Source organism: Paenibacillus sp. GYB004 (assembly GCF_036577605.1).
Lineage (GTDB): Bacteria > Bacillota > Bacilli > Paenibacillales > NBRC-103111 > Paenibacillus_AB > Paenibacillus_AB oceani.
This window is the reverse complement of sequence record NZ_JARBDB010000011.1, coordinates 364569-386614: the sequence shown is the minus strand read 5'-3', so window position 1 is coordinate 386614 and position 22046 is coordinate 364569. Positions and strand designations below refer to the sequence as shown.

General features: G+C 53.3%; 22 protein-coding genes and 3 pseudogenes. 5 read left to right on the top strand and 20 right to left on the bottom strand.

What is annotated here, in order from left to right; all coding sequences use genetic code 11:
• Window positions 1–129: 129 nt before the first annotated feature.
• The 3 genes and pseudogenes from PV433_RS07605 to PV433_RS07595 form a co-directional block, all read right to left on the bottom strand.
• Window positions 130–417, bottom strand: coding sequence for an HAD family hydrolase (locus tag PV433_RS07605; RefSeq protein ID WP_332071578.1), 288 nt, complete (start codon window positions 415–417; stop codon window positions 130–132).
• Between the two features lie 238 nt (window positions 418–655).
• Window positions 656–865, bottom strand: a pseudogene (locus PV433_RS07600) (HAD hydrolase family protein); the annotation flags it as partial.
• A gap of 12 nt (window positions 866–877) precedes the next feature.
• On the bottom strand, window positions 878–1162 hold the full coding sequence (locus PV433_RS07595) for a hypothetical protein (RefSeq protein WP_332071577.1): 285 nt from the start codon (window positions 1160–1162) through the stop codon (window positions 878–880).
• A gap of 268 nt (window positions 1163–1430) precedes the next feature.
• On the opposite strand from PV433_RS07595, the gene PV433_RS07590 reads away from it, so the two are divergent.
• Both PV433_RS07590 and PV433_RS07585 read left to right on the top strand, forming a co-directional pair.
• Window positions 1431–3242 (top strand): hypothetical protein, encoded by a 1812-nt coding sequence (locus PV433_RS07590; RefSeq protein ID WP_332071576.1) that lies wholly within the window; start codon window positions 1431–1433, stop codon window positions 3240–3242.
• A gap of 87 nt (window positions 3243–3329) precedes the next feature.
• Complete coding sequence (locus tag PV433_RS07585; RefSeq protein WP_332071575.1) at window positions 3330–4382, top strand: hypothetical protein; 1053 nt, start codon at window positions 3330–3332, stop codon at window positions 4380–4382.
• A 99-nt stretch (window positions 4383–4481) separates the two neighbouring features.
• Here the strand turns inward: PV433_RS07585 and PV433_RS07580 are convergent, their stop codons facing one another.
• The 3 genes from PV433_RS07580 to PV433_RS07570 all read right to left on the bottom strand — a co-directional run bounded on the left by PV433_RS07580 (window position 4482) and on the right by PV433_RS07570 (window position 6212).
• Entirely contained in the window at window positions 4482–4898 is a 417-nt protein-coding gene (locus PV433_RS07580; RefSeq protein WP_332071574.1) for a hypothetical protein, read from the bottom strand.
• Window positions 4899–4927: 29 nt separating this feature from the next.
• Entirely contained in the window at window positions 4928–5188 is a 261-nt protein-coding gene (locus tag PV433_RS07575; RefSeq protein ID WP_332071573.1) for a nucleotidyltransferase domain-containing protein, read from the bottom strand.
• Between the two features lie 310 nt (window positions 5189–5498).
• A complete protein-coding gene (locus PV433_RS07570; RefSeq protein WP_332071572.1) occupies window positions 5499–6212 on the bottom strand; it encodes a phytanoyl-CoA dioxygenase family protein in 714 nt (237 codons plus the stop codon).
• Window positions 6213–6394: 182 nt separating this feature from the next.
• On the opposite strand from PV433_RS07570, the gene PV433_RS07565 reads away from it, so the two are divergent.
• Complete coding sequence (locus PV433_RS07565; RefSeq protein WP_332071571.1) at window positions 6395–7255, top strand: AraC family transcriptional regulator; 861 nt, start codon at window positions 6395–6397, stop codon at window positions 7253–7255.
• Window positions 7256–7364: 109 nt separating this feature from the next.
• Here the strand turns inward: PV433_RS07565 and PV433_RS07560 are convergent, their stop codons facing one another.
• Together PV433_RS07560 and PV433_RS07555 are read right to left on the bottom strand one after the other, a co-directional pair.
• Window positions 7365–8570 (bottom strand): MDR family MFS transporter, encoded by a 1206-nt coding sequence (locus PV433_RS07560; RefSeq protein ID WP_332071570.1) that lies wholly within the window; start codon window positions 8568–8570, stop codon window positions 7365–7367.
• A 258-nt stretch (window positions 8571–8828) separates the two neighbouring features.
• Complete coding sequence (locus tag PV433_RS07555) at window positions 8829–9797, bottom strand: aldo/keto reductase (protein WP_332071569.1); 969 nt, start codon at window positions 9795–9797, stop codon at window positions 8829–8831.
• A gap of 297 nt (window positions 9798–10094) precedes the next feature.
• On the opposite strand from PV433_RS07555, the gene PV433_RS07550 reads away from it, so the two are divergent.
• Window positions 10095–11444, top strand: coding sequence for an esterase/lipase family protein (locus PV433_RS07550; RefSeq protein ID WP_332071568.1), 1350 nt, complete (start codon window positions 10095–10097; stop codon window positions 11442–11444).
• Between the two features lie 117 nt (window positions 11445–11561).
• Here the strand turns inward: PV433_RS07550 and PV433_RS07545 are convergent, their stop codons facing one another.
• The 3 genes and pseudogenes from PV433_RS07545 to PV433_RS07535 all read right to left on the bottom strand — a co-directional run.
• Window positions 11562–12386, bottom strand: a complete 825-nt coding sequence (locus PV433_RS07545; protein ID WP_332071567.1) for a DUF2935 domain-containing protein — start codon at window positions 12384–12386, stop codon at window positions 11562–11564.
• Window positions 12387–12541: 155 nt separating this feature from the next.
• On the bottom strand, window positions 12542–13195 hold the full coding sequence (locus PV433_RS07540; RefSeq protein ID WP_332071566.1) for a LysR family transcriptional regulator substrate-binding protein: 654 nt from the start codon (window positions 13193–13195) through the stop codon (window positions 12542–12544).
• 103 nt (window positions 13196–13298) lie between these two features.
• Window positions 13299–13424: pseudogene (locus tag PV433_RS07535) on the bottom strand (LysR family transcriptional regulator); the annotation flags it as partial.
• A 124-nt stretch (window positions 13425–13548) separates the two neighbouring features.
• Between PV433_RS07535 and PV433_RS07530 the strand changes: the two are divergent.
• Window positions 13549–14721, top strand: a complete 1173-nt coding sequence (locus PV433_RS07530; protein WP_332071565.1) for an MFS transporter — start codon at window positions 13549–13551, stop codon at window positions 14719–14721.
• A 488-nt stretch (window positions 14722–15209) separates the two neighbouring features.
• Here the strand turns inward: PV433_RS07530 and PV433_RS07525 are convergent, their stop codons facing one another.
• From PV433_RS07525 to tnpA, 9 genes and pseudogenes are all read right to left on the bottom strand, one after another.
• Window positions 15210–16217 (bottom strand): hydroxyacid dehydrogenase, encoded by a 1008-nt coding sequence (locus tag PV433_RS07525; RefSeq protein WP_332071564.1) that lies wholly within the window; start codon window positions 16215–16217, stop codon window positions 15210–15212.
• Window positions 16218–16550: 333 nt separating this feature from the next.
• The gene (locus tag PV433_RS07520; protein ID WP_332071563.1) at window positions 16551–17414 is read right to left on the bottom strand and encodes a S1C family serine protease; all 864 of its coding nucleotides are present in this window, start codon (window positions 17412–17414) and stop codon (window positions 16551–16553) included.
• Between the two features lie 259 nt (window positions 17415–17673).
• Entirely contained in the window at window positions 17674–18078 is a 405-nt protein-coding gene (locus PV433_RS07515; RefSeq protein WP_332071562.1) for a VOC family protein, read from the bottom strand.
• A gap of 137 nt (window positions 18079–18215) precedes the next feature.
• Window positions 18216–18548 carry an alpha/beta fold hydrolase gene (locus PV433_RS07510; RefSeq protein ID WP_332071561.1) on the bottom strand — a complete coding sequence of 111 codons (333 nt, stop codon included), beginning with the start codon at window positions 18546–18548 and terminating at the stop codon, window positions 18216–18218.
• Window positions 18549–18571: 23 nt separating this feature from the next.
• Entirely contained in the window at window positions 18572–19207 is a 636-nt protein-coding gene (locus PV433_RS07505) for a hypothetical protein (protein WP_332071560.1), read from the bottom strand.
• A gap of 115 nt (window positions 19208–19322) precedes the next feature.
• Complete coding sequence (locus tag PV433_RS07500) at window positions 19323–19904, bottom strand: GNAT family N-acetyltransferase (RefSeq protein ID WP_332071559.1); 582 nt, start codon at window positions 19902–19904, stop codon at window positions 19323–19325.
• Window positions 19880–20392 carry an HAD family hydrolase gene (locus PV433_RS07495; protein ID WP_332071558.1) on the bottom strand — a complete coding sequence of 171 codons (513 nt, stop codon included), beginning with the start codon at window positions 20390–20392 and terminating at the stop codon, window positions 19880–19882. The genes PV433_RS07500 and PV433_RS07495 overlap by 25 nt, the downstream gene beginning before the upstream one ends.
• Before the next feature lie 102 nt (window positions 20393–20494).
• Window positions 20495–21598 carry an IS200/IS605 family element RNA-guided endonuclease TnpB gene (tnpB, locus tag PV433_RS07490; protein WP_332071557.1) on the bottom strand — a complete coding sequence of 368 codons (1104 nt, stop codon included), beginning with the start codon at window positions 21596–21598 and terminating at the stop codon, window positions 20495–20497.
• A gap of 6 nt (window positions 21599–21604) precedes the next feature.
• A pseudogene (gene tnpA / locus PV433_RS07485) lies at window positions 21605–22005 on the bottom strand (IS200/IS605 family transposase).
• Window positions 22006–22046: the final 41 nt, after the last annotated feature.

Here is a 22046-nt window from a genome sequence, read left to right as displayed (position 1 = left end):
CGTTTGCAAAAATCCAGAACTCCCAAATTCCCGTATCTCCGTTAATACAGTAATGCGACTTTCGGCACAAAAAAATCTGTCCCCTTTCATAAGGAGTCAGATTGAAGTCCAGCCGGGTTGATTCGAAAGTCATGCATATCGTTCGCCCAACTCGCGAAGCTTGCAGATGATGTTGCGTTCCGTATGCTGGTCTGCCGGAATTCGTTCCTTGGCGATTCGCAGCAAAGGCTCGTAATCCCCGATCGCCACCGAATGATGCGCCTTCTCGAACAGTGGCAGATCGTTCATGTCGTTACCGAAGCAGACGAACGGGCCGATGGGATAACCCGATAGCTCCAGAGCCGACATTTTGTTTACGCCCTTGTAGGTCAGATCGAGTATTCCTTCTGTCGAATGATGGTGGATCGTTACGTCCATCCGCTCCAATCTCCGGGGTAACTCGCCGAAATCGGAGCCGGGCAGCACTACGATTTTCATATACGATTCGATCTAGTCCAATTCGATGCGAGCCGCAAGCTTGTCCGGGTCTACAAAGCAAAGGAACGGATGCCGGATGCGAATCCGCCATGCGGCAGGCGTAATTCCATCTGTCGTCGATAAGATATTCGGCATCGAACTCTTGTAAAATATGCAGCAGTTCCTTCGCAAGTCCGACAGGGATCGGAACCGAGGCTTGAAGCTCGCCCTCGAAGTAAGTCATCGCCCCGTTGGCGCCGATCAGAAGCCGCTTTCTCAACCGTTCATCCAAGACGGGAAGCATATCCCGGCAAGGACGGTCGGAAGCAAAACCGACACAATGGCCGGTTTGCTCCAGCTCGACCAGCAAGTCTGCATTATCAATTATACGGAGCAACACGGTTACCATCAATGCGCCGGATTAGATGACTTTTCGCAGCAAAACAGTGGCGGACGACCGCATAAGAGTCTCTATCGTCAGCTCCCGAACCAGATTCAGTACGTTTCTCTCGTTCTCCGCCCTCTCCCATACGTCGGACCGCCGGGGCTTGCGGAGCACCCAATCGGTTCCGTCCGTATCCGTTGCGAAGGCGACGATGAAATCCATCCCCGATTCATTAAGCTCGATATTCGAAGGGTTCAACCGGAGCCCTTCTCGACCTGCGATTGTTAACATCTCGGTAATCCGGTCTGGACCGTGTGTCATTACATCCAACACTCCTTTTCAAATTCATACTAAACTTCTTCAACACAGAATCCGGCTTCGCCAAACAATAAAAAAACACATCCGCATTCGAGCGAATCCGCCATATTTCTACCAAGCCGTACAGCTACTAGGAGGAGAAGCTTATTTTTAAGCTCCTGATCGTTTTGGGTCTTGTACTGGACAAAGGTTATGGTAGCATCTTCCTTGTCTCACCTGTGTTATCTTTTCTTTCATTCGTCTTTCATACTGACAAGGAGGATGAGCCTACATGCCGGGATCCATCGTTCACATGATCGTACAACAGCGATTGGGCAGGGCTATGCGCAAAACGAACCGCGACTATGCCGAGCTGCTTAGCGACACTTGCAGTCCTTATGCCGCCTTCGGCAGCATCGGACCGGATTTTTTATTTTTTTCCTTAAAGGAGTACGACACTCCGCTAGACGATCTTGTCAACTTTATGTTTTCCGTGTACGACGCCATGGAACCTCTGCGCGACTTCTACGAACATACGATCCAGCCCGTCGAAGATGCGATCGACGACGCGACGGCCGCGCTGGACGAAGCTTTATTTCAAGGCTTGTTCAGTCAGATTAAGGATACGGCCGCACTTGCATCGAACACGCTTCTCACTGCAGCGGGCAAGGTTGTGACCAGCCACGTCGATCTGTTTTATCCGTTTTATCCGAAGATCCAGCAAGGCGCACCGGAAAAAGAGTGGTATTGGTTCGATTTCCTGCATTACCGGAGAACCGGCCAATTTTGCTCGAATATGTGGAACCTCGCCCAAGGTGATAAAGATTTGATGAAGTATTGTCTCGGTTATGCAAGCCACATCGGGACGGACGTCGTCGGACATCCTTTCGTCAATTCGATCGTCGGCGGTCCGTTCCGGACGCATTGGCACCGGCACAAGCTGGTAGAAAACTGGATCGACGCTTACGCCAGAAAGCATTACCCCGACAGCCGCGCGATTACCTCCTGCTTAAGACTCACCTCTAAAGATACCTACATCCCGGACGCCATCTCCGGAAGCTACTACTACCGGCTCTGCGAATTTCCGGACGGCGGACTGCCCGAGAAGCTGCAAAATTTGCTGGTCAAGGCGATGGACGTCACCTACTCCGATATCGAACACCCGATCTCCATGAACGGCGCCGATCTGGATACGACCTACCGGCTCTGGATGAAATGGTACGAACGATCGACAACGATCGGCGACGCCAAGAAGCCCGTACCGGTCCCTCCTCCGGGTAGCGCCACCGCAGCGCTTATCAACGACTACACCAGCGGATTCCCGTCTCCTCCCAGCAGCGGACCGAGCGGCGGCGGTTTCAGCGTCGGCTCGATTCTCGAAGCTCTTTTCGCTTTTGCGAAGTGGCTGGCCGATGTGGTGGAGTATACCATCGACTGGATAATCACCCATGCAAAAGATATTTTGACACTCCCCTATCTTGAAGCGACCGGCCTGATCAAGTGGCTGCTGTACCAGATCCAGAAAGGAATCTGGGAAATCTACGACAACGTCCGGTTCAGTCTCGTGCTGGGCGGTTACCTGTTCCCCGAGCCGCGTGATCTGGACAAGATGCCCTGGGGCAAAGCGCTGCTCAACACAGCTTACGCCCATACGACCGGCGGCGCTTATGCGAACTTTTACCAATACCCGCGCAAGCAGGAAAGTCACGGGATGTTCGGAACGACCGAGCATCATCTGATCTACCCGACTACCGCCCGGGAACGCGAACACGCCGAACCTGCGCCGAAGCCGTTCCATGGACAGTATCCCGACGCTTTCATCAGCGGCAGCTGGCCGTTCCAGCCGCTGGCGGAGCATCTCCATGAATGTGACGGTCCGTACGGAGAAGGGATGCAGTTTACCCACCACGTCGATTCGCTGACGTGGGATACGGCACAGTTCGGCAGCGCCATCGATTTCTGCGCCCGGCTGATCGGCGAACGGATGGAGAAGCTGCCGGATTACAACCTGGACGGCGACCGGGGGTACGGCTGGAAAACGTGGGTAGCCAAAAATGATCTCGAAACGTCCAACCCGGTCGAAACCCCGTATCTTCGTCCCTAAATCATTCGTGCGGTCCGCGCCGCTTGTTTACGAAAGCAGAACATGAACAGATCCCGCCTCTGGGCGAAAATGGAGGTTCATCCGTCTATGCCAAACGATCGTTTTCCAGATCATAATGACAATCCCGACCGGGATAAAGGCCGATTTGACGGTATCACTTATTTATTGATACGTACCCACCCCTATGACGACGGTTCGGAGCCGCTCGCTCCCGGCTTGCCGTTCTGGGTCAGTCCGGACATCACCATCGTGAAGCCGGACGGGACCGAAGGAAGCGAAGCCGTCGCGGGCAAGATGAATCAGATGAAAGTCGTGGTTACGAACGGCGGCGGCATCGATGCGGTGGACGCTTACGTCGAAGCTTTCGTCGCGGACCCGTCGACCGCTTTTACCCCGGCTACGGCAACGCCGATCGGCTCCGGCTATTTAACGGTGAGCGGGTACAGTCAAGCAGCCATTAGCTTCCCTTGGAGTCCGGCACCCGCTGATAGCGGCCACCGCTGCCTGCTCGCCCGGGTCAGTCTAACGATTCCACCGGACCGCTTCGCGAACGCAGCGATTTTCGACGTACCGGGCGACCGTCATGTCGCCCAAAAAAACATTAGCGTCGTCGATTCGGCGGCTCATGACATGAAGCCGTTTTCGTTCTCCTTCGCGCTGGTGAACCCTGCTCCGGATGCAGCCGCCTTTCAAGTTAAAGCCGCGCAAATCCGGCCCGCTGACGACAGACAGCTGCATATGCTGAGACAATCCGTTGGCTGCGGATTTGCCCAGTTTTCCGACAAACCGCTCCGGGCGGTCCGCCTTGATCTCGGGGAGGAGCTGCCGGTCCGCGACCGGTCGGATGCGATTCGGATGGACCTTACGATCCGTTCCGGGCGTCTGGACCGATTCGAGCGGATTGAGGGGATCGAACGGATCGATCGTCCGTTGATTGGCCTCTTGGACAAACCAATCGTTCCGGGCCGTACCGGAGGAGCCAAAAAGATTCGCATGAAAGCCGGTGAAGTCCGTCAGGCGGTCGTGACGATCACGCCGAATCCGGGCGCGCGGAAAGGCGATCTGCAAGTTGTGGAGATTACCCAAGTGAACGAGCGCGATCAAATGGTCGGAGGTTTGTGGATCGTGGTTGTATGCTGAATTTCATGGAGCCTGTCACAGGCTCCGCTCCTTTATTGTACTGGCGTAAGCAGGCTGCCGCGATCGCGCAGCCTGTTTTCCCATACCCGCCCGTCCTTGCTAATTGGTCTCGTTCTGAAGCAGCGGATGGACAAAGTCGATCATTTCCAGCGCCGCACGAACTCTGGCTTCAGCGGAACCTAGGAATAGCCGGCTCATCCAATCCTCCAGCAGCGCGGCTCCATGCTCCAAGTCTTTCAGGTAGGCCAGAACCCCCCCGGAGGGGGGCATCGGTTTATGATTGACGAGCCAAAACGCTTCGAGTATTTTATAAGAAGTCGTGCTTGCCACGAACGAAGCCTTCAGCGAATCCCCCGCTCCGGCGGCCGCTTCCATTTTCGTTTTGGCGCTTAACAGCCAATGAGCCGTCTCCTTTTTATCTTTCCGGGGGCTCCGGTAACCGTTGTAATTTTCGGTTGCTATATCGGACAGCTTCTGCACCAGCCCTTCCGGATCATACAAGATATGTCCGTCCAAGTAGTTATACATTTCCATGCTATTGCGGTTCAGTTTGTCCAGCGCCTTATCGAAGTCGGCATACTTGATCTCCAGAAGAATTCCGGAGTGATTCCCGGTATAAAAATCCCTGGAGCACCCTTCTTTAATAACACGTACAGATCGAGATCCGATCCTTCCGCTGCATCCCCTCTCGCTACCGAGCCCGAAACCATCAGTCCGGATACGTCCGCATCGGCAACAACAGCTTCCAACATCTCCGCCGCCAGATGACGGTGTACACCGGATCGGATAAAAGTCAAATCCGCCAACGGATTCCCTCCTTTTCTGTATGGTCAAGCTGATCGGTCAGCTACAGCAATCGGCAAATGGATGTTCTTCCATCAGCCGCTCCAGCAGCTTGCGACTGCATTATTGTATTATTTCTATTTCACAAAATCCTCCTAGATTTGTATGTATAACTTCCATTGTATTCATCCAGGCCTCAGCCCGCAATCGTATTGGTTTCCTCCAGAATGAACCGAGGACTCTCCTGCCCGGACCTCGCCCTAAAGAAAAAACCCTCACCCAAGCTAGGAGCGAACGCCTGCCTGGGGAGGGCTGATACTGGTTGTAATCCGTTTACCGTTTCAATGCCGACAGAAGTTCCCGATCGGTGAGCTGCTTGCCCGTCTCTGCATAACGGCACGCCTTCGATGCGACCTGGAACGCGTAAGCTCTTCTCGGCTTTTCCGTGTGATTCGTCTTGCTGTGGTGCAGCGTCTCGCGATGGAAAATGACGGCGTCCCCGGGAGCCATCGGCTTGCACGGCATCCCGTTCTCCGGATCGGCGGCGCGGCGGTGCTCCGCTCCGTCCTCGTTCAGATTCGCCTGGCGTCCGAGACGATGCGAACGCGGCGCGAGCCACAATCCCGCATTTTCCTGACTGATCGTATCCAGCGCGATAAAACCGTTCAGCATATGCCCCAATATATGGGTGTACATGTTGTCCTGGTGCCAAGCAAGTCCCTCTCCGTGCGGAGGCACAACCGCATACATGCCCATCCATAATCTAACTTCGTCTCCGAGTATTTTCTCGTACACCTCGATCAGAACCTTGGAGGCAAGCAATGAGGCCGTTTCCGGAAATTGCGCCGCACTTTTGTCGAAATGGATGAATCCGTTGGATTTCCACTTCCCGCTTTCCGATTGGTTCGCAAAATCCGCATTTTCTTTGTTGATTCTCTCCACCGTTTCGGGCGTAATGAATCCCGGCGCGTAAAAAAATCCTTCCCGGTAAAACTCCTCTATCATTTGCTCCGTCAATACAAAGTTCGAGATAACTGCTGTACTCATTCGTACGCCTCCTCAGCTGGATTTGTACTAAATGTACAGGAATGCGGCCGCAAAAACTGCTCGAAACGGCGCAAAAAGTTGTATTTTTGTTCAACCCGGGCCGTTCTCGTCCGATGTGCTTCTTTACGAAAACTGCGTTCCGGGATACGATAGGGAAATCAAGCGAAATAGGCGGGGTCGTTATGTTCTACGAAGATGTAAGACTGGATAGGGAGCTGAACTTCGTTCGGAAGATCGGCCGGTTATCCGAGCACGATATGCATGTCCACGATGCGCTGGAGGTCAGCATCCTGCTGGAGAACGACGCCAAATACCGGCTGATCGGCCGCGATTATCACGGGAAGCCCGGAGACGTCTTCGTCTTCCGGCCTTTCGAGCCTCATTACAACCTCGTGCAGGATACGGAGAAACCGGTTCACTGGATTATGCTGCTGTTCTCCCCGTCGATCGTTCGTTCCATTCCCGAGGGCGGCAAGCTGATCCGGCCTTTCTACACGGCGGCCAGCCGGTTCTCGCCGCTCATTCCGGCGCATTCGCCTTATGCCATCGCGATTCACGACGCCGCAAGGCAAGCCGTGCTGGAGGAAGAGAACCGGCTCCCCGGCTGGCAAGCCAAACAATTTCAAGCTTTTATCGATATTGTGGTGCATCTGTACCGGTACTACCTCGAGCTGGATCGCGATGCGCATATCGATCGTTCAACCGATGAAGGCGTGCTGCGGGTCATCGAGTATGTGCTGTCCCATTTCAGCGAGGACATCGCGATCGATCGGTTGGCTGCTATGGCTCAGATGCGCAAGACGATGTTTTATACCAAATTCAAAGAGATGACGAGTCTCTCCCCGAATGAGTTCATAAGCCGGCTTCGGCTGCAGTCCGCCGTTTATTTGCTCGATTACTCCGACAAGTCGGTTACGGACATCGCCTTTGAATGCGGCTTTCATTCGTTAAGCTACTTTAACAAGCAGTTCAAACAGTTCAAAGGCTTGTCGCCCCGGGAGCACCGCAACCGGATGAAATTGGCAGGGCCGCCAGGTATATGAACGAATAGGGTTCATCTTTGCCATAACTGCCCTAACAAATCGTCGGCTCACCAAAAAAAACGCATCGCCTGGGACAGTTCCGCTTCCCGGCCATGCGTTTTATTCCTAATTAGGATTGCGGCTTCGTCTGGAACCGGTTCCGGCTGTCTTTCAGCAAGAACAGGCCAAGGGCGGCCGCCAGTGCAACACCCAGACATATGAGCCACGGCAAGCCCGGCCAACCTTTCGCAACACCCAGATCGTACAGCCAGCCGCCGGCGATCGTACTCAGCGCGCCTCCTACGGCTAACGAGTACCCGTTGAATCCGTAATACGAGGCGAGCTGCCGGGGAGGCGCGAACATCGGCACGACGTCCATCAGCAGAGGGCCGGCAATCATCGTTCCGAAAGCAAAAACGACCGATCCCGCCAACAGCGCAATCAGGTTGAAGGCAAACAGAAACGAGAACAGTCCGACTCCCATCACAAGCGTACCCAGGCCGATCAGCCAAAACCGGTTTTGAACGTTTTGCAGCTTCGCGGTAATCGGCAGTTGGAACAGGATGACAGAGAGCGAGATCGCGCCGTATACGTAGGCTACCCCGCTTTTGTCGCCGACAACCGCTTCGGCCAACTGAGGTAGCGTCAGGAACAATTGCATAAACAGATAGTAATAACCGATCAGAATGAACGTATAAGCGACGAACGGCCCGTCTTTTAAAATCAGTTGGATATCCTTAAACACACTGTTGCGGGCAAAATCGACTTCGAGCCGCGGCAAGCGCCACGCGATTAGTCCGCCGATCAACACGTAGATGCTGCCGGACGCGACAGACAAATAAAAGAAATCGATCGAGCTCAGCACGCTTCCTACGATCGTGGACGATACCATGCCCAGGTTGGATACGATGTTCTTGAAAGAAAAAAGGGTCTTGCGGTGTTCTTCCGGCGTCAACCGCGCGAAGGCGGCCTGGTAGGACGGCTCGAACAAAGCTCCGCCCAGCCCGGAGACGATCGCTGCGGCGAAAAAATGCCAAACTTCGCTGCAAAAAGCAAACGACATAAAACCGGCGGCACGCACTCCGACGCCAAATACTAACGTTTCCTTACAGCCGAACCTGTCCGCTACGAGACCGCCGATAAACGTCAGCCCCTGCTGAGAGATTTGCCGGACACCGAGCAAGACGCCGGTGAGTGCCAGAGTCCAGAAGAAGTCGCCGGTAAGATGCAGCGTTAAATACGGAATCAGCGCGTAAAACCCCAAATTCATAAAAAACGAACTGATGTACATCACTTTCAAGCTGCCCGGGGCCAACTTCCACGCCTTCAGAGCCATTGCCGTTCACCTGCCTTTATGCGCTGCGCCAGTTGAGATTAACAAGTAAGGGTCGCTCCTGCCCGGCCAACCCGTGCCGCCCAAGTTAAGACCGCTTTTCGATATAACGGTATTCCCGAAATGCCGCGAGATCCGGTAACACGATGATTCGTCTCCTCCTTGGCCGGCCTTTTTCTCCGCCTCCCTCTCGATCGTTGAGACCAAAAACCCGCCTCGATGTTCGCCGGTCGGGTCACGAAAACGATGCGGCATCTTGCGTTATTCTCCTGTCTCGATGTATCTCGCGGTTCTCTCCTCCAGCCGAAGCTGTCCGGCGGCGCAGCTGTCCGCCAACTGCTCCGTCGTTCGTGAGCCGATGATCGGGTAGACCGCGTACGGCTGCGCAAATAATACGGCAAGCGCTACCGCCGAGGGAGCCGCCCCGATCTCTCCGGCAATTTCGCGTACGCGCTCCAGACGTCCGAAGTTGACGTCGTTGAAATATTTGCCGAGCGAAGGCTTGGCTTTCTCCAGCTCTGAGCGGCTGAGCGCGCGGCCGAAAAAGCCTCCGGCCTGAGACGAAAACGGCACCGCCGCCAAATCGTATGTCTCGTGATACTTCTTCGTTGCCTGATCCATAACCGCCAGCGTCTTATCCGATATTCCATCCGGATTTGGCTCGGCCAGACTCCACATCATCTGATTGGCGCAAAATCCGTACTTCCCCGCGGCTTCCGAATACGCTCTCGCTTCCTCTATACGCTTCACCGACCAGTTGGAGCAGCCGAAGCTGCGGATCTTGCCGGCGATCACCTGCTCGTGCAGAAAATCGATCATCTCCGAAACCGCTCTCGACGGATCGTCCCGGTGCAGCCAATACAGATCGATCGTGCTTACTTGCAGATTGCTCAGACTTTTCTGCAGGTCGTGCTCCAGTTCCTCGCGCGACAACCGGAAAAACCGTCCCTCCGCCGGCTTCGGACAGCCGCCCTTCGTTCCGACCACGATCCGGTTCCGGTTTTGTCTCAGCTTCATCCACTTGCCGATTGTTTTCTCGCTGACGCTCTTGATCTCACATTGCCAATCCGCATAATTCAGCGACGTGTCCAGGAAATTGCCGCCCAAATCGACGAACGTATCCAGCATCTTGAAGGAATCCGCTTCATTCAGCGTACTGCCGATCGACGCCGTTCCGAGACAGATTGACGACGCGTGGATGTCGGTACGCGGAATCGTCCGGTATCTCATACTCCTCTTCTCCCCTTATACCTACGAAATATCCATGGCTTCACTGCATGACCACATAACCTTCGCTGTACAGGGAGCCATTACCTGCCTGCTCCCAAAATAATTACTTCCAACTTAGTCGCATCCGACCGGGCGCCTGCCGCAACAATTTGCTTCTGAATCGGAACGAATCGCCCTATATATAGCTTAGCGGCAAAACAGCCTATCCTTCGTGCAGACTTGTCCGTTTGCCGCTTCCGTCTCTTCGTCTTTTCGCCTCTTCGCCTGCCGGCGCAGTTACTTTTTAGGAGGAGTGTTATGGCTAGACGCCCCGTCATCTTGATCCACGGCTATTCCGACAAAGGAAAGTCGTTTCAAACCTGGGTCGGCAAGCTGTGCGAGCTTGGCTACGATCCCCGCACCCTTCACGTCTGTTCGTATGAAACGTTAACCAACGAGGTGTCGATCGCGGATATCGCCGAAGGTTTCGACCGTGCGCTCCGCGAACGGATCGGCCTGGGAGGAGATGATGAGTTCGATGCGATCGTCCATTCGACCGGGATGCTCGTCGTGCGCTCCTGGTTGTCGATGTACGCCTCGAGACGGAGCCGCTTGAAGCACCTAATCGGGCTTGCGCCGGCCAGTTTCGGCTCCCCGCTCGCTCACAAAGGCCGAAGCTGGCTTGGCGGTATATTCAAAGGCCGAAAAGAATTCGGCCCTGACTTCCTGGAAGCCGGAGACCGGGTTTTGGACGGGCTGGAGCTCGGGAGCAAGTTCACCTGGGAATTGGCGGAGAACGATCTGCTCGGTCTTACGCCTTGCTACGGCCCGAACGGCGATACCCCGTATGTATTTACATTTTGCGGTACGTTGGGATATGGCGGCCTCAAGAAGCTGATCAGCGACGCCGGGACGGACGGGACCGTACGATGGGCAGGCTGCGCGCTGAACTCCCGGAAAATCGTCCTCGATCTGGCCAAGCACAAAGAGAAGCAAGAGCGGATCTCTGTCTCGAATTGGAGCAATGTCGACATTCCGTTTATTCCGGTCGAGGGGGCGAATCACGGCACGATTCTCCGCGAGCCATCCGACGAACTGGCAGCGATCGTATACGACGCGCTCGGGGTGGAGAGCGGCCAGGAACTCGCAGACTGGCATCGGCGCGTCAACGCCCTAACCCGGGACACGATGGCCCGGTTGACCCCTTGGCAGCAGTTTGTGATCCGGGTCATCGACGAACGGGGCGAACCGGTACCGGACTATTATGTACAGCTTGAAGGTCGGCGGCATCACGGCGGGCCGGAAGAGCTCCAATACTTTGATGTAGACGTGCACGCGTACAGCGGCGACACGAGCCTGCGGAATTTTCATGTCAATCTGGAAGAGCTGAAGCCCGGCTCCCTCCAAAGCCTGATTCTGCGCGTGATCGCCTCTTCCGGCTCTTCGTTCGTTACGTATCACGGCATCTCCGGCGATACAAATGGCGGACAGCAGCCATACGACGCGGACGGCACGTGGCATGCGGCTTTGGATTTGTCGCCCCTGCTCGGCGATACGGAAGTTAAATTTTTTTACCCGTTTACGACAACGCTCGTCGAGCTCCGGCTCAACCGGGAACCGCTCCCGCTGACCGGCCCCAACAAAGTGTGCTGGTTCGATCAGGCGTGAAGCGGCCGGCTTGCTACCGTTAACCGCAAAAATCGTCCTGTGAAGGGTATACCGCTCTAGCTCCTGTGCCCCTTCAGAGGACGATTTCCAGGTTATACACTCCGGCTCATGCAGCCGTCAATCCATGATCAGTTCATGTGCGGCAGGAACCGGCTTTCCCGTCAAACTGTTTTCGAACATATCGATCAGAAACAGAAAACGCTCGGCTTCGCGGAACACGTGATCCGCAAGCAGCGGATGAATGATGCTTTTGATCCGGCATGCTTCGATTAATTCGCGCGCCGTCTTCTTGAAATCGCGCAGTGACTTGACCGAGACCCGGTTTTGATCGAGAAACTGATCGAGCAGCGGTGCGGTCTGCGACTGGGGCCTCATCGATTCCAAATCTTTGGCCTGGAACAGCAGTTGGTCAAAATCGTGGCTGAATTCGTTCGCCTGCTGCACCAGCTTCCGCTCGGAAGGATCGAGCAGATGGCTGATAAATTTGGCATGATCGGCCATAATTCGCAGAAAGAACACATTTTCATCGATAATCGCATCAGGCAGCGGTTCCAGTCTACCGGTGTTCAGCTCGGCCAGCCGGTTTCTGAAATAGTTGGCTTCCCTGCTCACATGATCGACCAGCAGCGGGAAATTGTTCGCCCCCGGCAGTTGGCATGTCAGGATTAATCCGAGCACTTTTCTTTTGAATGCCCATATGTGGGATACGGCGACATAAGTATCCTCATTGAATGTACGGATCGTCTGCGGATCGGTCCCGGCCGTATAGCTGTTTGCCCGGTTCTCGATCGACTCGAATATTGCGTAGAACTGGTTGGCTTCCTGGATCAGTTGAGTGTCGTCGCACCGGAACCCCAACTTCAGAAACAAAGAATGCTCCTTCATAATCCGCGACCAAAATCGCACTTCATCCAGCGAACGAGCCACAAATACGTCAGCCATCTCACATGTCCTCCCCGAATTGCCATTTCCCCCACATCATATGTGCGAATGCCTATTTGGTTAACGCTTCGGACAGGCCCAAAAAAGCCCCGGCGTCCTGGACACGGACCGGGGTCTGCTGGAATCTGGTGTTTAGCTTTCGCCTACATGCGATCTTAGCGCTCAAAAAATTCAATCAGCCACCCGGTTAGCTGCTTCTGGGCAGCGCTGATAAACCGGTCCGAACGATGGACCAGCTCCAGGTGACGGACAGGCGGACGGTCGGTGATCGGAATCGCCAGCAGTTCGTATTGCTCCGGCCCCCGTTTCAGCAGACTTTGTGGTTGAATCGTCGCGCCGATATTGGCTTTGACGAGCTGCAGCAGCGAAGAAGCCGTCGTCGTCTCCATGACGGTCGAGATGTGAAATCCTTCCTCCCTGCACGCCTTCTCTACCAGCTCGCGCCCCAGGAACCCTCTCGGATACATCACCAGCGGCAGTGGCTCCACTTCGCGCAGCTTCACTTCCTTCCGTCCCGCCAGCGGATGGGAGCGGTTAACCACCAGTTCGTAGGGCTCGGAGCGAAGCGCAATTTGAGTTAACCGGTTGTCCGGAGTATTCCTCACGCCGATTCCGAGATCCACGGTATTGTCCAACACTTCCTCCTGAATCCGCAGCGTGGAGATCGCCTGAAGCTGCGTGGACGGGAAGTGCTGATGAAAATGAATAAACAGAGGCACGAGCAGGAAGTCCAGATCGGAAGGAAGAACACCGAGCCGAATCGTCCCGCCTCCGCCCCCGCAACAATTCCTGAATCGATTGTTTGGCATCGTGTTCGGCTTGTAGCATTTTCTCCCCATATACAAGCAGCAGCTTGCCGGCTTCGGTCAGCACGATTTTTTTGCCGATCCGGTCAAACAGCGGCATACCGAGCTCGTCTTCCAGCACGCGGATTTGTTGACTTAGAGTTGGCTGGCTGATCCCGAGCTCGTTTGCCGCTTTAGTAAAATGAAGATGATCGCAAACGGCTAAAAAATATTGAATTTGCCGGGTATCCATATCCTCGCTCCATCAATAGTATTTTTCTATGATTATAATAGAAACGATAGTATTGATCAATTTTCATTCCTTCTCTATACTCGTAGTTACTACTTAACCGCGAAATATAAAGGATGGAGTGCCCATGAGAACCTTTTATTTGCTGGCCGCTATTTTTTTGGCGGCTTTGAATTTACGCCCCGTAATTACATCGGTGGCTCCCTTGCTGCAGACGATCCAGGCCAACACGGGAATGAGCGGAGTGGCAGCCAGTTTGCTGACTACGCTTCCCGTATTGTGCATGGGGGTATTCGCGGTCGTTGCGACCCCGATTCGGGATCGGATCGGTCTCGAACGCACGATTTTTCTTGCTCTCACATTGGTTACGGCAGCCACCGCGTTACGCGGACTTATCGGTTCGGAAACGCTCCTGATCCTGACCGCGGTCGTCGCTGGAATCGGTATCAGTTTGGCCGGACCGCTGCTCTCCGGTTTTATCAAAAAGTATTTCCCGAACCATCCGGGAATCGTCAGCGTGTATTCCGCCTCGATGACGGTGGGCGCCGCTATGGCTTCCGGCCTGTCGATTCCGGTATACGCCCGGACCGGGAACAATCTGCCGCTGACCCTGGCGTGCTGGGCCGTCTTGGGCGTGCTCGCCTTGCTGATCTGGGCGGGGCTCATCCGGAAGCGTAACGAAAACGGACTGCCGGCGTCCCGCTCCCGCCTTCCCATACGCAGCAAGCGGGCCTGGATGCTCACATTTTTCTTCGGGCTGATGGCCAGCATGTTTTATTCGTTAACCGCATGGATTTCGCCGATCGCCCAAAGTCTCGGCTACAGCAAAACAAACGCCGCGCTGCTACTGACCGTATTTACGCTTATCCAAATTCCGGTATCGGTGATCGTGCCCTCGCTGGTCGCCCGTTACGGCAAACGCCGGCTGTTTCTTATCCTGTGCAGTACATGCGAACTGATCGGCATTCTTCTGCTGTTATCCGGACTCCCGCTGTCGGTTGCGGTCGTATGTCTGGGTCTCGGTGCAGGCGGCTTGTTCCCGCTCGCTCTGATGCTGCCGATCGTCGAGACCGATTCGGCTGAAGAAGCCGGCAGTTGGTCGGCGATGTCGCAATGCGGCGGTTACGTCATCGGCGCGGCCGGGCCTTTTGCCATCGGCCTGCTGCACGATGCATACAACAGCTTTCTCCCCGCTTTCCTGATGATGCTGGCAGTCATCCTGGTTATGATCGGCATCCAGTGGCGCATCGGCGACAAAGTCCGGCCGGGGTTGTCTCTACAGACCGCCGGAAGCCGGTAATCCTGCGTCCCACGCCTGTGACATAAGGAAGAGGCTGTCTCCAAAGTGTCGTAGGACAGTAGAGCCGATTATTAGACAAAAGGACCTCCATTCCCACTGTAACGTGGAAGTTGAGGTCCTTCTTCCCGAGCAGCATCGGTTCTGAGCGGGGCAAAAAAAATCGCAAAAGGACTTTTGTGACTTCACCAATTGGAGTCTCTGGGGAGCCTGTCGATTCATTGTGTAGAAGTGTTAGCAGACCGTTCCAAGTGAAAAGTTACCTTCTTCTGCTCAGACAGGTTGTCCGGAATCCCTTGATTGTATAAGGATTGTAAGGTAGGGGATTCCAGACAAAACTCGCCAGAAGGTAATCTTTTCCCTTTCCACTTGGTTGTCCACAATGAATCGACAGCCTCATAAACCACCCTTATCCTCCTCAAAAAAAAGAGAAAAAGGTGAGCCGACAAGCACGGACACACTTTTTCTCCACATATGACGGACAAGTTCCATTAAGCCATCGTTTCCAGCATGTCATACGTCACGTTGAATTTCAGAGCCTCGCCGTTCAAATACCGCTTGCATTCGTCCGCCATATACAACCCCATACGCGCAACCTCACGGCTCATGCTTCCTGCGATATGGGGAGTCAGAATAACGTTGTCGAGCTGCAGCAGCTCGCTGTCCCTTCGTACCGGCTCCGGGTATGTGACGTCCAGCAGCGCCGTCCGAGTAGGCACCTCCCGCAGGGCCCGGATTAAGTCCGGCTCTACGACCTGGGCGCCCCGGCCGGTATTGATAAACGTCGCATAAGGCATCATCCGATCGAAATGCTCCTTATTCAAAATCCCGACCGTCGCAGGCAAGTTTGCCAAATGGTTCGAGATCGTATGACAGTTCGCAAACAGATCGACCAGCTCCGACTTGACGACTCCCAGCTTGGCTGCGCGTTCCTCCGACAAATAAGGATCGAAGACTTCGACCGAGATGCGGTACGCTTGCAATCTCTCGATGACCATGCTGCCGATCATGCCTGCGCCGAGTATGCCGACTTTCGCGCCGTAGTTGCCCGGATACTGGTCCGCCAGCATTCTCGACTCCAAGTGATCGGATTTGCACATCGCGGCCGACCGGAAAAATCCTTTATTCGCCAATACGATTTGAGCCGCTGTGTACTCCGCGACAGGAACCGCATTCGCCGCCCATGCGCTGACGACGGTTACCCCGCAAGCCATAAAAGGACGAGCGAACGTTTGCACCGACCCCGCCCCATAAAACAATACCCGCAATTTCGGCAAGTACCGCTTGATTTCCTCCTCAGTAAAACGCGGAACCCCCCATGTCGAGAAAGCGATCTCCACGTCCCGAAGCTCGGACTCGAAAGACTCGATGTTTTTGTGGTTCACAGGCTCCGCCATAAATTCGAGAATCCCGTCCATTTGTTCGTAGAAACCGCTGTCATATACTTGCGTTCGTTTCCCGTTGTCATCCGATCCCAAAAAAACCGCTCTATTACTCACGCACTATCTGCTCCCCTCAAGTTGGATACTATCAGCGCTTATGAGGCTTGACCGCAAAAGTTTAACCCAAATTCAGCAAAAAAGGAAGAGCTCCCGGTAATTTTAGGAGCCCATTTCTAGAATTCATCCTATTGCATATGCACACCGATTTGCTGAGAGAACGGTGACAAGGCCCGATCCAGCGTATACGGTCATGGTGGGAGAGCGCTGCGGATGACCCCCTCAGTTGTCTCATGTCTCGAAATGAACGGCTGGCTGGGCCAGGCGAAAAGGGAGTATCCGGCGGCTCTTTTCTCCTCATCAGCCATAATCCCGTTGCCGTCTCCTCGTCCGTCATTGACCGCCTGACTGTTTCTCCAGCAGCGGAATCAGATGGCGAATCGGGACGGCCAGCCCCATCTTCTCCTTCTCTCCGCCAAGTTCAACTTGTGTAGTTGCAAATACGACTCCGATCACTTCGCCGTTTTCGTTGATGACCGGACTGCCGCTATTGCCTTTGTAGATCGGAGCACGGAGAGCCATCGCCTTCACATCCAGACCCTGCACCGGGATCTCGCCAACGATCGTTCCCTGGTTTGCGATATGGTTGAAAAATAGCGGATTGCCGATCACATACACAGGATTGCCGGGCCGCCACTGAGACTCTCGCTCGAGAGGAAGCGCCGGAAGTTCGGACTCGGGCGTTACGATCTTAAGCACAGCCAGGTCGAGAGTCTCTTCGCTGATCACAACTTCCGCTTCATGGCTCGCCCCTTCCGAAAAACGTACAAACGCTTTCTGGTTTCCGTCGATCACATGATGGTTCGTGACAATATATCCGTCCGGCGATATGACAAATCCGGTGCCTTTTCCATCTTCCGTGCCGACGACGACCACGGATTGCTTGTACCGGGCGATCGAATCGTCCTGCGACAGTTTTCTCGAAATCGCCAGAAACTGAATCGCCTGCATATTGTAAAGCATCGGCCAGAAGGCGACAACATTGCCGAGCATAGCGGCGATAGCTGTGACCGCGATCCATTTTTTCAGGCGCTGTCTCGCTCTCGCTTTGCGTTCGAAGTATGCCCGCTCTTCGGCTTCATCCGCTTCATCCTCATCCGTGTCGAAAAAGTCCGGCTCTTCCCATACCGGTTCTTCCTCCTTGCCGGTCTCCTCTCTGTCGATGTCCACCTGAGTACGTTGTTCGCGCTCCTTCATCTGCTCCTCCTGCCCGCCGTCTGTCCTCTGTCCTCTGTGTCTGGTGCCTGGTGTCTGTCGTAAGTTACCGAATATTATACCATGAACCTATCCACTCCGGTCTCTTCCTTTCGTATCAATAGAAAAACCGTCCGTAAAAGAGCGGACGGTCGTTGATGTGCAATCCCAGACATTAGTGCATTGGAGGGAACGGATACCTTCGCTCCAGCCGATTGCCGCAGCATTCAGCTGTTTCCCCTTCCGGATCACCGCGGTTCCCTTACTGCAAGCTTAATTGCCACGAAACTCCGAAAGGATCTGCGACCCAGCCGAACTGTTTGGCGAACGGATACGCCTGAAGCGGCATTAACACTACGCCGCCTTGCGATAACGTTTCGAAGGCACGGCTTATTTCCGCTTCCGATTCGCAATTCACATAGATGGAGATCCCCGGCGAGAAGGTCCACTCGTGCTTGACAGGACTGTCGATGCACATGAACGTTTGACCGTTCAACAGGAAGGTGCCATGCATAACACTGCCTTCCTTCCCAGGACCTTCAGCCCCGTATCGGGTTATATTCATAATTTGCGAATGCTCGAATAACGAGGTATACAGATTCATCGCTTCCTCGGCTCGTCCGTCAAACGTGAAAAACGGAATAAACTTATTGCCTGGTATCGTCATCTTGTTGGTCTCCTCTTATAATGAATTTTGTATTCCTAATACTCAACCACAGAGTTAAACATAAAAACATGATCCTTGTACTTATCAGCTATTCGGTAAAGTATGGACATAAAGCAGCTTTACTTGTATTTCCTTGGCTAGCCGGATTTATTCGTAAAAAGTCCGGTCCCACCCTGCTCGACTGACTGCTGAAAACTCAAGTGACCCAGCGAAAATCCGACGATCGTCACGTCCCGCCCGTTTTGTCTTTCTTTAATCAGCTTCATGATCTCCTCAGCAGTATCGCGAATCGAAATGAAGCGCACGTCGGCGCTGTTGCCATGACCCGGCAGATCTGGGACTAAGATGGAATAACGGTCCTTGAAATAGCGGACCTGCTTGTCCCACATCCAGCCGCTTACTCCTCCTCCGTGCAGAAAGACAAGCAGCGGCTTGTTGGAATCGCCTGCTTCCTTCACATAAAGGCTCACGCTCGTCCCTCTATTCCGATAGGTTATATACCCATAAACAGCTCCTCCAACTCTCGCAAAGCTTCCGCCACATCCCACTCCGCGTTCAAAGATCGAATCATGTCGGCCGTAATCGGAGCGCCGGCGTAGATCTGCTGCACCGTTTCAAGCGGCACTGTCATCTCGAAGTAACCCTCCGCCCAGTCGGCATAATCCTCCGGCGTTTCAAAGATCGTGCCGAGCAGAAAGCCGGAACCATCCTCCTCCCCGTCGGGGATATCAACATTGCCTTTCCGCCAAACGGAATCTCCGGCTTCCCGCCATAGGCAGAAGGTGACCTCGTCTTTCTCCAGCGCCTCATCGTCCAGCCAAGCCAGAAGCGCTTCCGGCGTTTCGTCATAAATACCGGTCCATACCTCGTATTCGTCTCCAGCGTGCGGGCTTAAGGCCGACTCGTGATCGAACCCTTTCATAATAACCCCTTCCGAAGCGAACAAAACAAACAGGTGGTCGCCTGCCCCGTTATCGATCTTCGCAAGCGAAACTTGAGGTGCCCACTCCACTATAAAACTGTGATACCGCAGCCATTCCTCCGGGCAAAGGATCAGATCCAGCGCGGCCAAAGCCATCAGCCGTTTTTTCAAAACATCGGGTTCAGCAATCGTGTGTAATTCCGTCACCTTGGCAGCCTTCCTTCCATACGATCCATCGAGTGCTCGGAGCCAACCTCGATTAGCCATCTTCAACCATTTCTCTTATTCTATCGAATGAATTCTCCACTAGCAATTCCGCCAATCAGCTTCCAGCCGATAACGGACAAGTGAATACAACCAAGCCGTCCGGGTCCAACCCTTCTTCGGTAAACCCGGCTTTTTGAAAGCAACGTAGACTGGCCCGGTTTTCCGTTTCTACATACGCCTTGACGGTTTCGATCCCCATAAGCTCAGGCCGAACAAGCAAATACTGCAGCAAACGGGCTCCGTAGCCCCGGAATCGCATTGCAGGATGAACCATCAGCCCGACCGAAGCGGTACGGTCCGCGTACGTCTCTAGGTGAATGTGGCCGATCGCATTCCCGTTTTCGTATACGTTCCACGCGTAATAACCGGAGCTTTGCTGAACGAAGCGATACCAACGGTCTAAAGGCAGTATACCGCCAAGCCAGTTTCGCACCTCCTGGTCCTGAAACCACGCTTCCAGCAGGGCGAGCCCTTCCCGATCAAGCGGTACGAAATCGAGCGAAAAGCGGCGAACCAGCCCCTCAACCGAAAGCTCCTGAAACTGGTGGAATTGCAGATCGGCTCCTGTCAGATCTTCATCGACATGGCTCAGTCCTTTAAAACCGAGACATTTCATACCGGCTTGCTTAGCCGCCAACACCCGTTCCGGGAATCTTCGATTACGATACATTCACGGGGATTAATCTGAAGCTTATCGCTAGCCAGCAAAAAAATCTGCGGATCCGGTTTGGAGGCAGCCACCTCTTCATCGCATACCGTAACATCGAATAAGTCGCGCAGCCCGAACAAATCCAGGACGGCGTTCATTCTTTTTCTCGATGCGCTTGTGGCGAGCGCCGTCTTCATTCCATACTCCTTGCACTCCAACAAAAACGGCAGCACCCCGGGGACTGGCTGCATAGAAGCGTACAGCTCGATCTCGCGGTCTTGATTATAGCTGCCGATCAAGGTAGAAAGGTCATGCGGCAAGTTGTAGCGTTCCTTCACAATGGACCAAAATTGCCGGGAGCTTAAACTCCCCCATGACTTGATCTCGTCAGCCGTTATGCTGCAATCGTAGGTTCGGGCAGCTTCACTCAGCAGCTCGTAGGCGACGGAATGAGAGTCGATGATTACTCCGTCCATTTGAACCTCTCATGACTAAAGTCACGAGATTCTTGGGTAGTCCCTTCTAACGAAGAGAAGTTCACCAAGCTAACCCTGTCGTTCCGACAGTTCGTGTAAGGATTACACAGCAAGAAGTCTTTTGCCTTCGGCAAGAATATTCAGGCTTGCGTTAAAGTCTCGGTCGTGATGCGCTCCACATTCCGGGCAATCCCATTCACGCAACTTCAAATCTTTTACATCTTTGTGCTTATAGCTACAGCAGGAGCATAATTGCGAAGATGCGAATGTTGAGCCTACAGCCACTACGATGCGGCCATACCACTTCGCTTTGTACTCTAGCATGGAGCGAAACATCGACCAGGAAACCTCGCTAATGGCCTTGGCTAACTTACGATTCTTGACCATATTGGCTACCTGTAAATCTTCAATGGCAATGATGTCGTGGTTTTTGACAATATGCGTTGAAATCTGATGCAAGTAGTCCGTACGAGCATTCATGATTTTCTCGTGAATACGCGCTACTTTGATGCGCTGCTTGTTCCAGTTGCTGCTGCCTTTCATCATGCGTGTAAGTTTACGCTGTGCTCTTGCCAGTTTTTCTTCCAATCTGCGAAAGAACTTAGGGTTGCCAACTACTACGCCATTGGATAGAATTGCAAAATCTTTCAAGCCAACATCGATGCCAACTTCTTTGCCTGTTTTGGGCAGCTCATCGATGCTCGCTTCTGCAAGCACGGATACAAAGTATTTCCCGCTTGGCTTGCGTGTAATCGTAGCGTTCAGGATTCTCCCTTCAACTTCACGGCTTTTAGCCAATTTCACAAGTCCAAGTTTAGGCAACTTGATCTGATTGTCTACAATTTCAATATTTCCATTCGTGTAGTTTGTTTGATAAGACTGTACAGGATTCTTTTTACTCTTAAACTTTGGCGCATCGTTTTGTTTTTTGAAAAAGCGATTGTATGCGTCACTCAAATTCCTCAGTGCATTTTGTAAAGAAAATTTGTCCGGTTCTTTCAACCAGTCTATTTCTTGTTTTAGTTTTGTGAGTTCAGCAGAACATGCTCCATAAGATAAGCCTTTTCCTGTCTCTTTATAGGTGTCACTCCATAGGGCTAGAAAACGATTATACACAAATCGAGCGCATCCGATCGTCTTGTTAATGAGTGTCGCTTGTTCTGGCGTGGGATAAATTCGGAATTTATAAGCTTTATTCACTACCATTGCTTTTCACTTCACTTTCTGATTTTGGATATACGTTCTTATCTGCTCTTTTGTATGTTCACTGGCTGTTGCAACAAAATAAGAAGGATTCCAAAAATTCCCTCCCCACAATCTCTTTTTTAACTCAGGAAACTCTTTAAACAAAAGTCTCGCGGAAACACCTTTTAACGCATTAATCATACCAGGTATTGAATGCTGTGGTGTACATTCCACTAAGAGATGAATGTGATCGGAGTCGCTTTCAATTTCAGATATAGTGAAGTTGTTATCGGACGCAATCTGAACAAGAATTTCTTTTAGTCTTACGGCGATTTCTTCCACAAGTATCTTGTGTCGGTACTTTACGCACCATACGATGGGTACTGAATGGCATAGACGTAACCACGACCACGCTTTATTTCTGACACATAATCACCTCTGATTACAGGATAACCTATGTCAGCGTTGT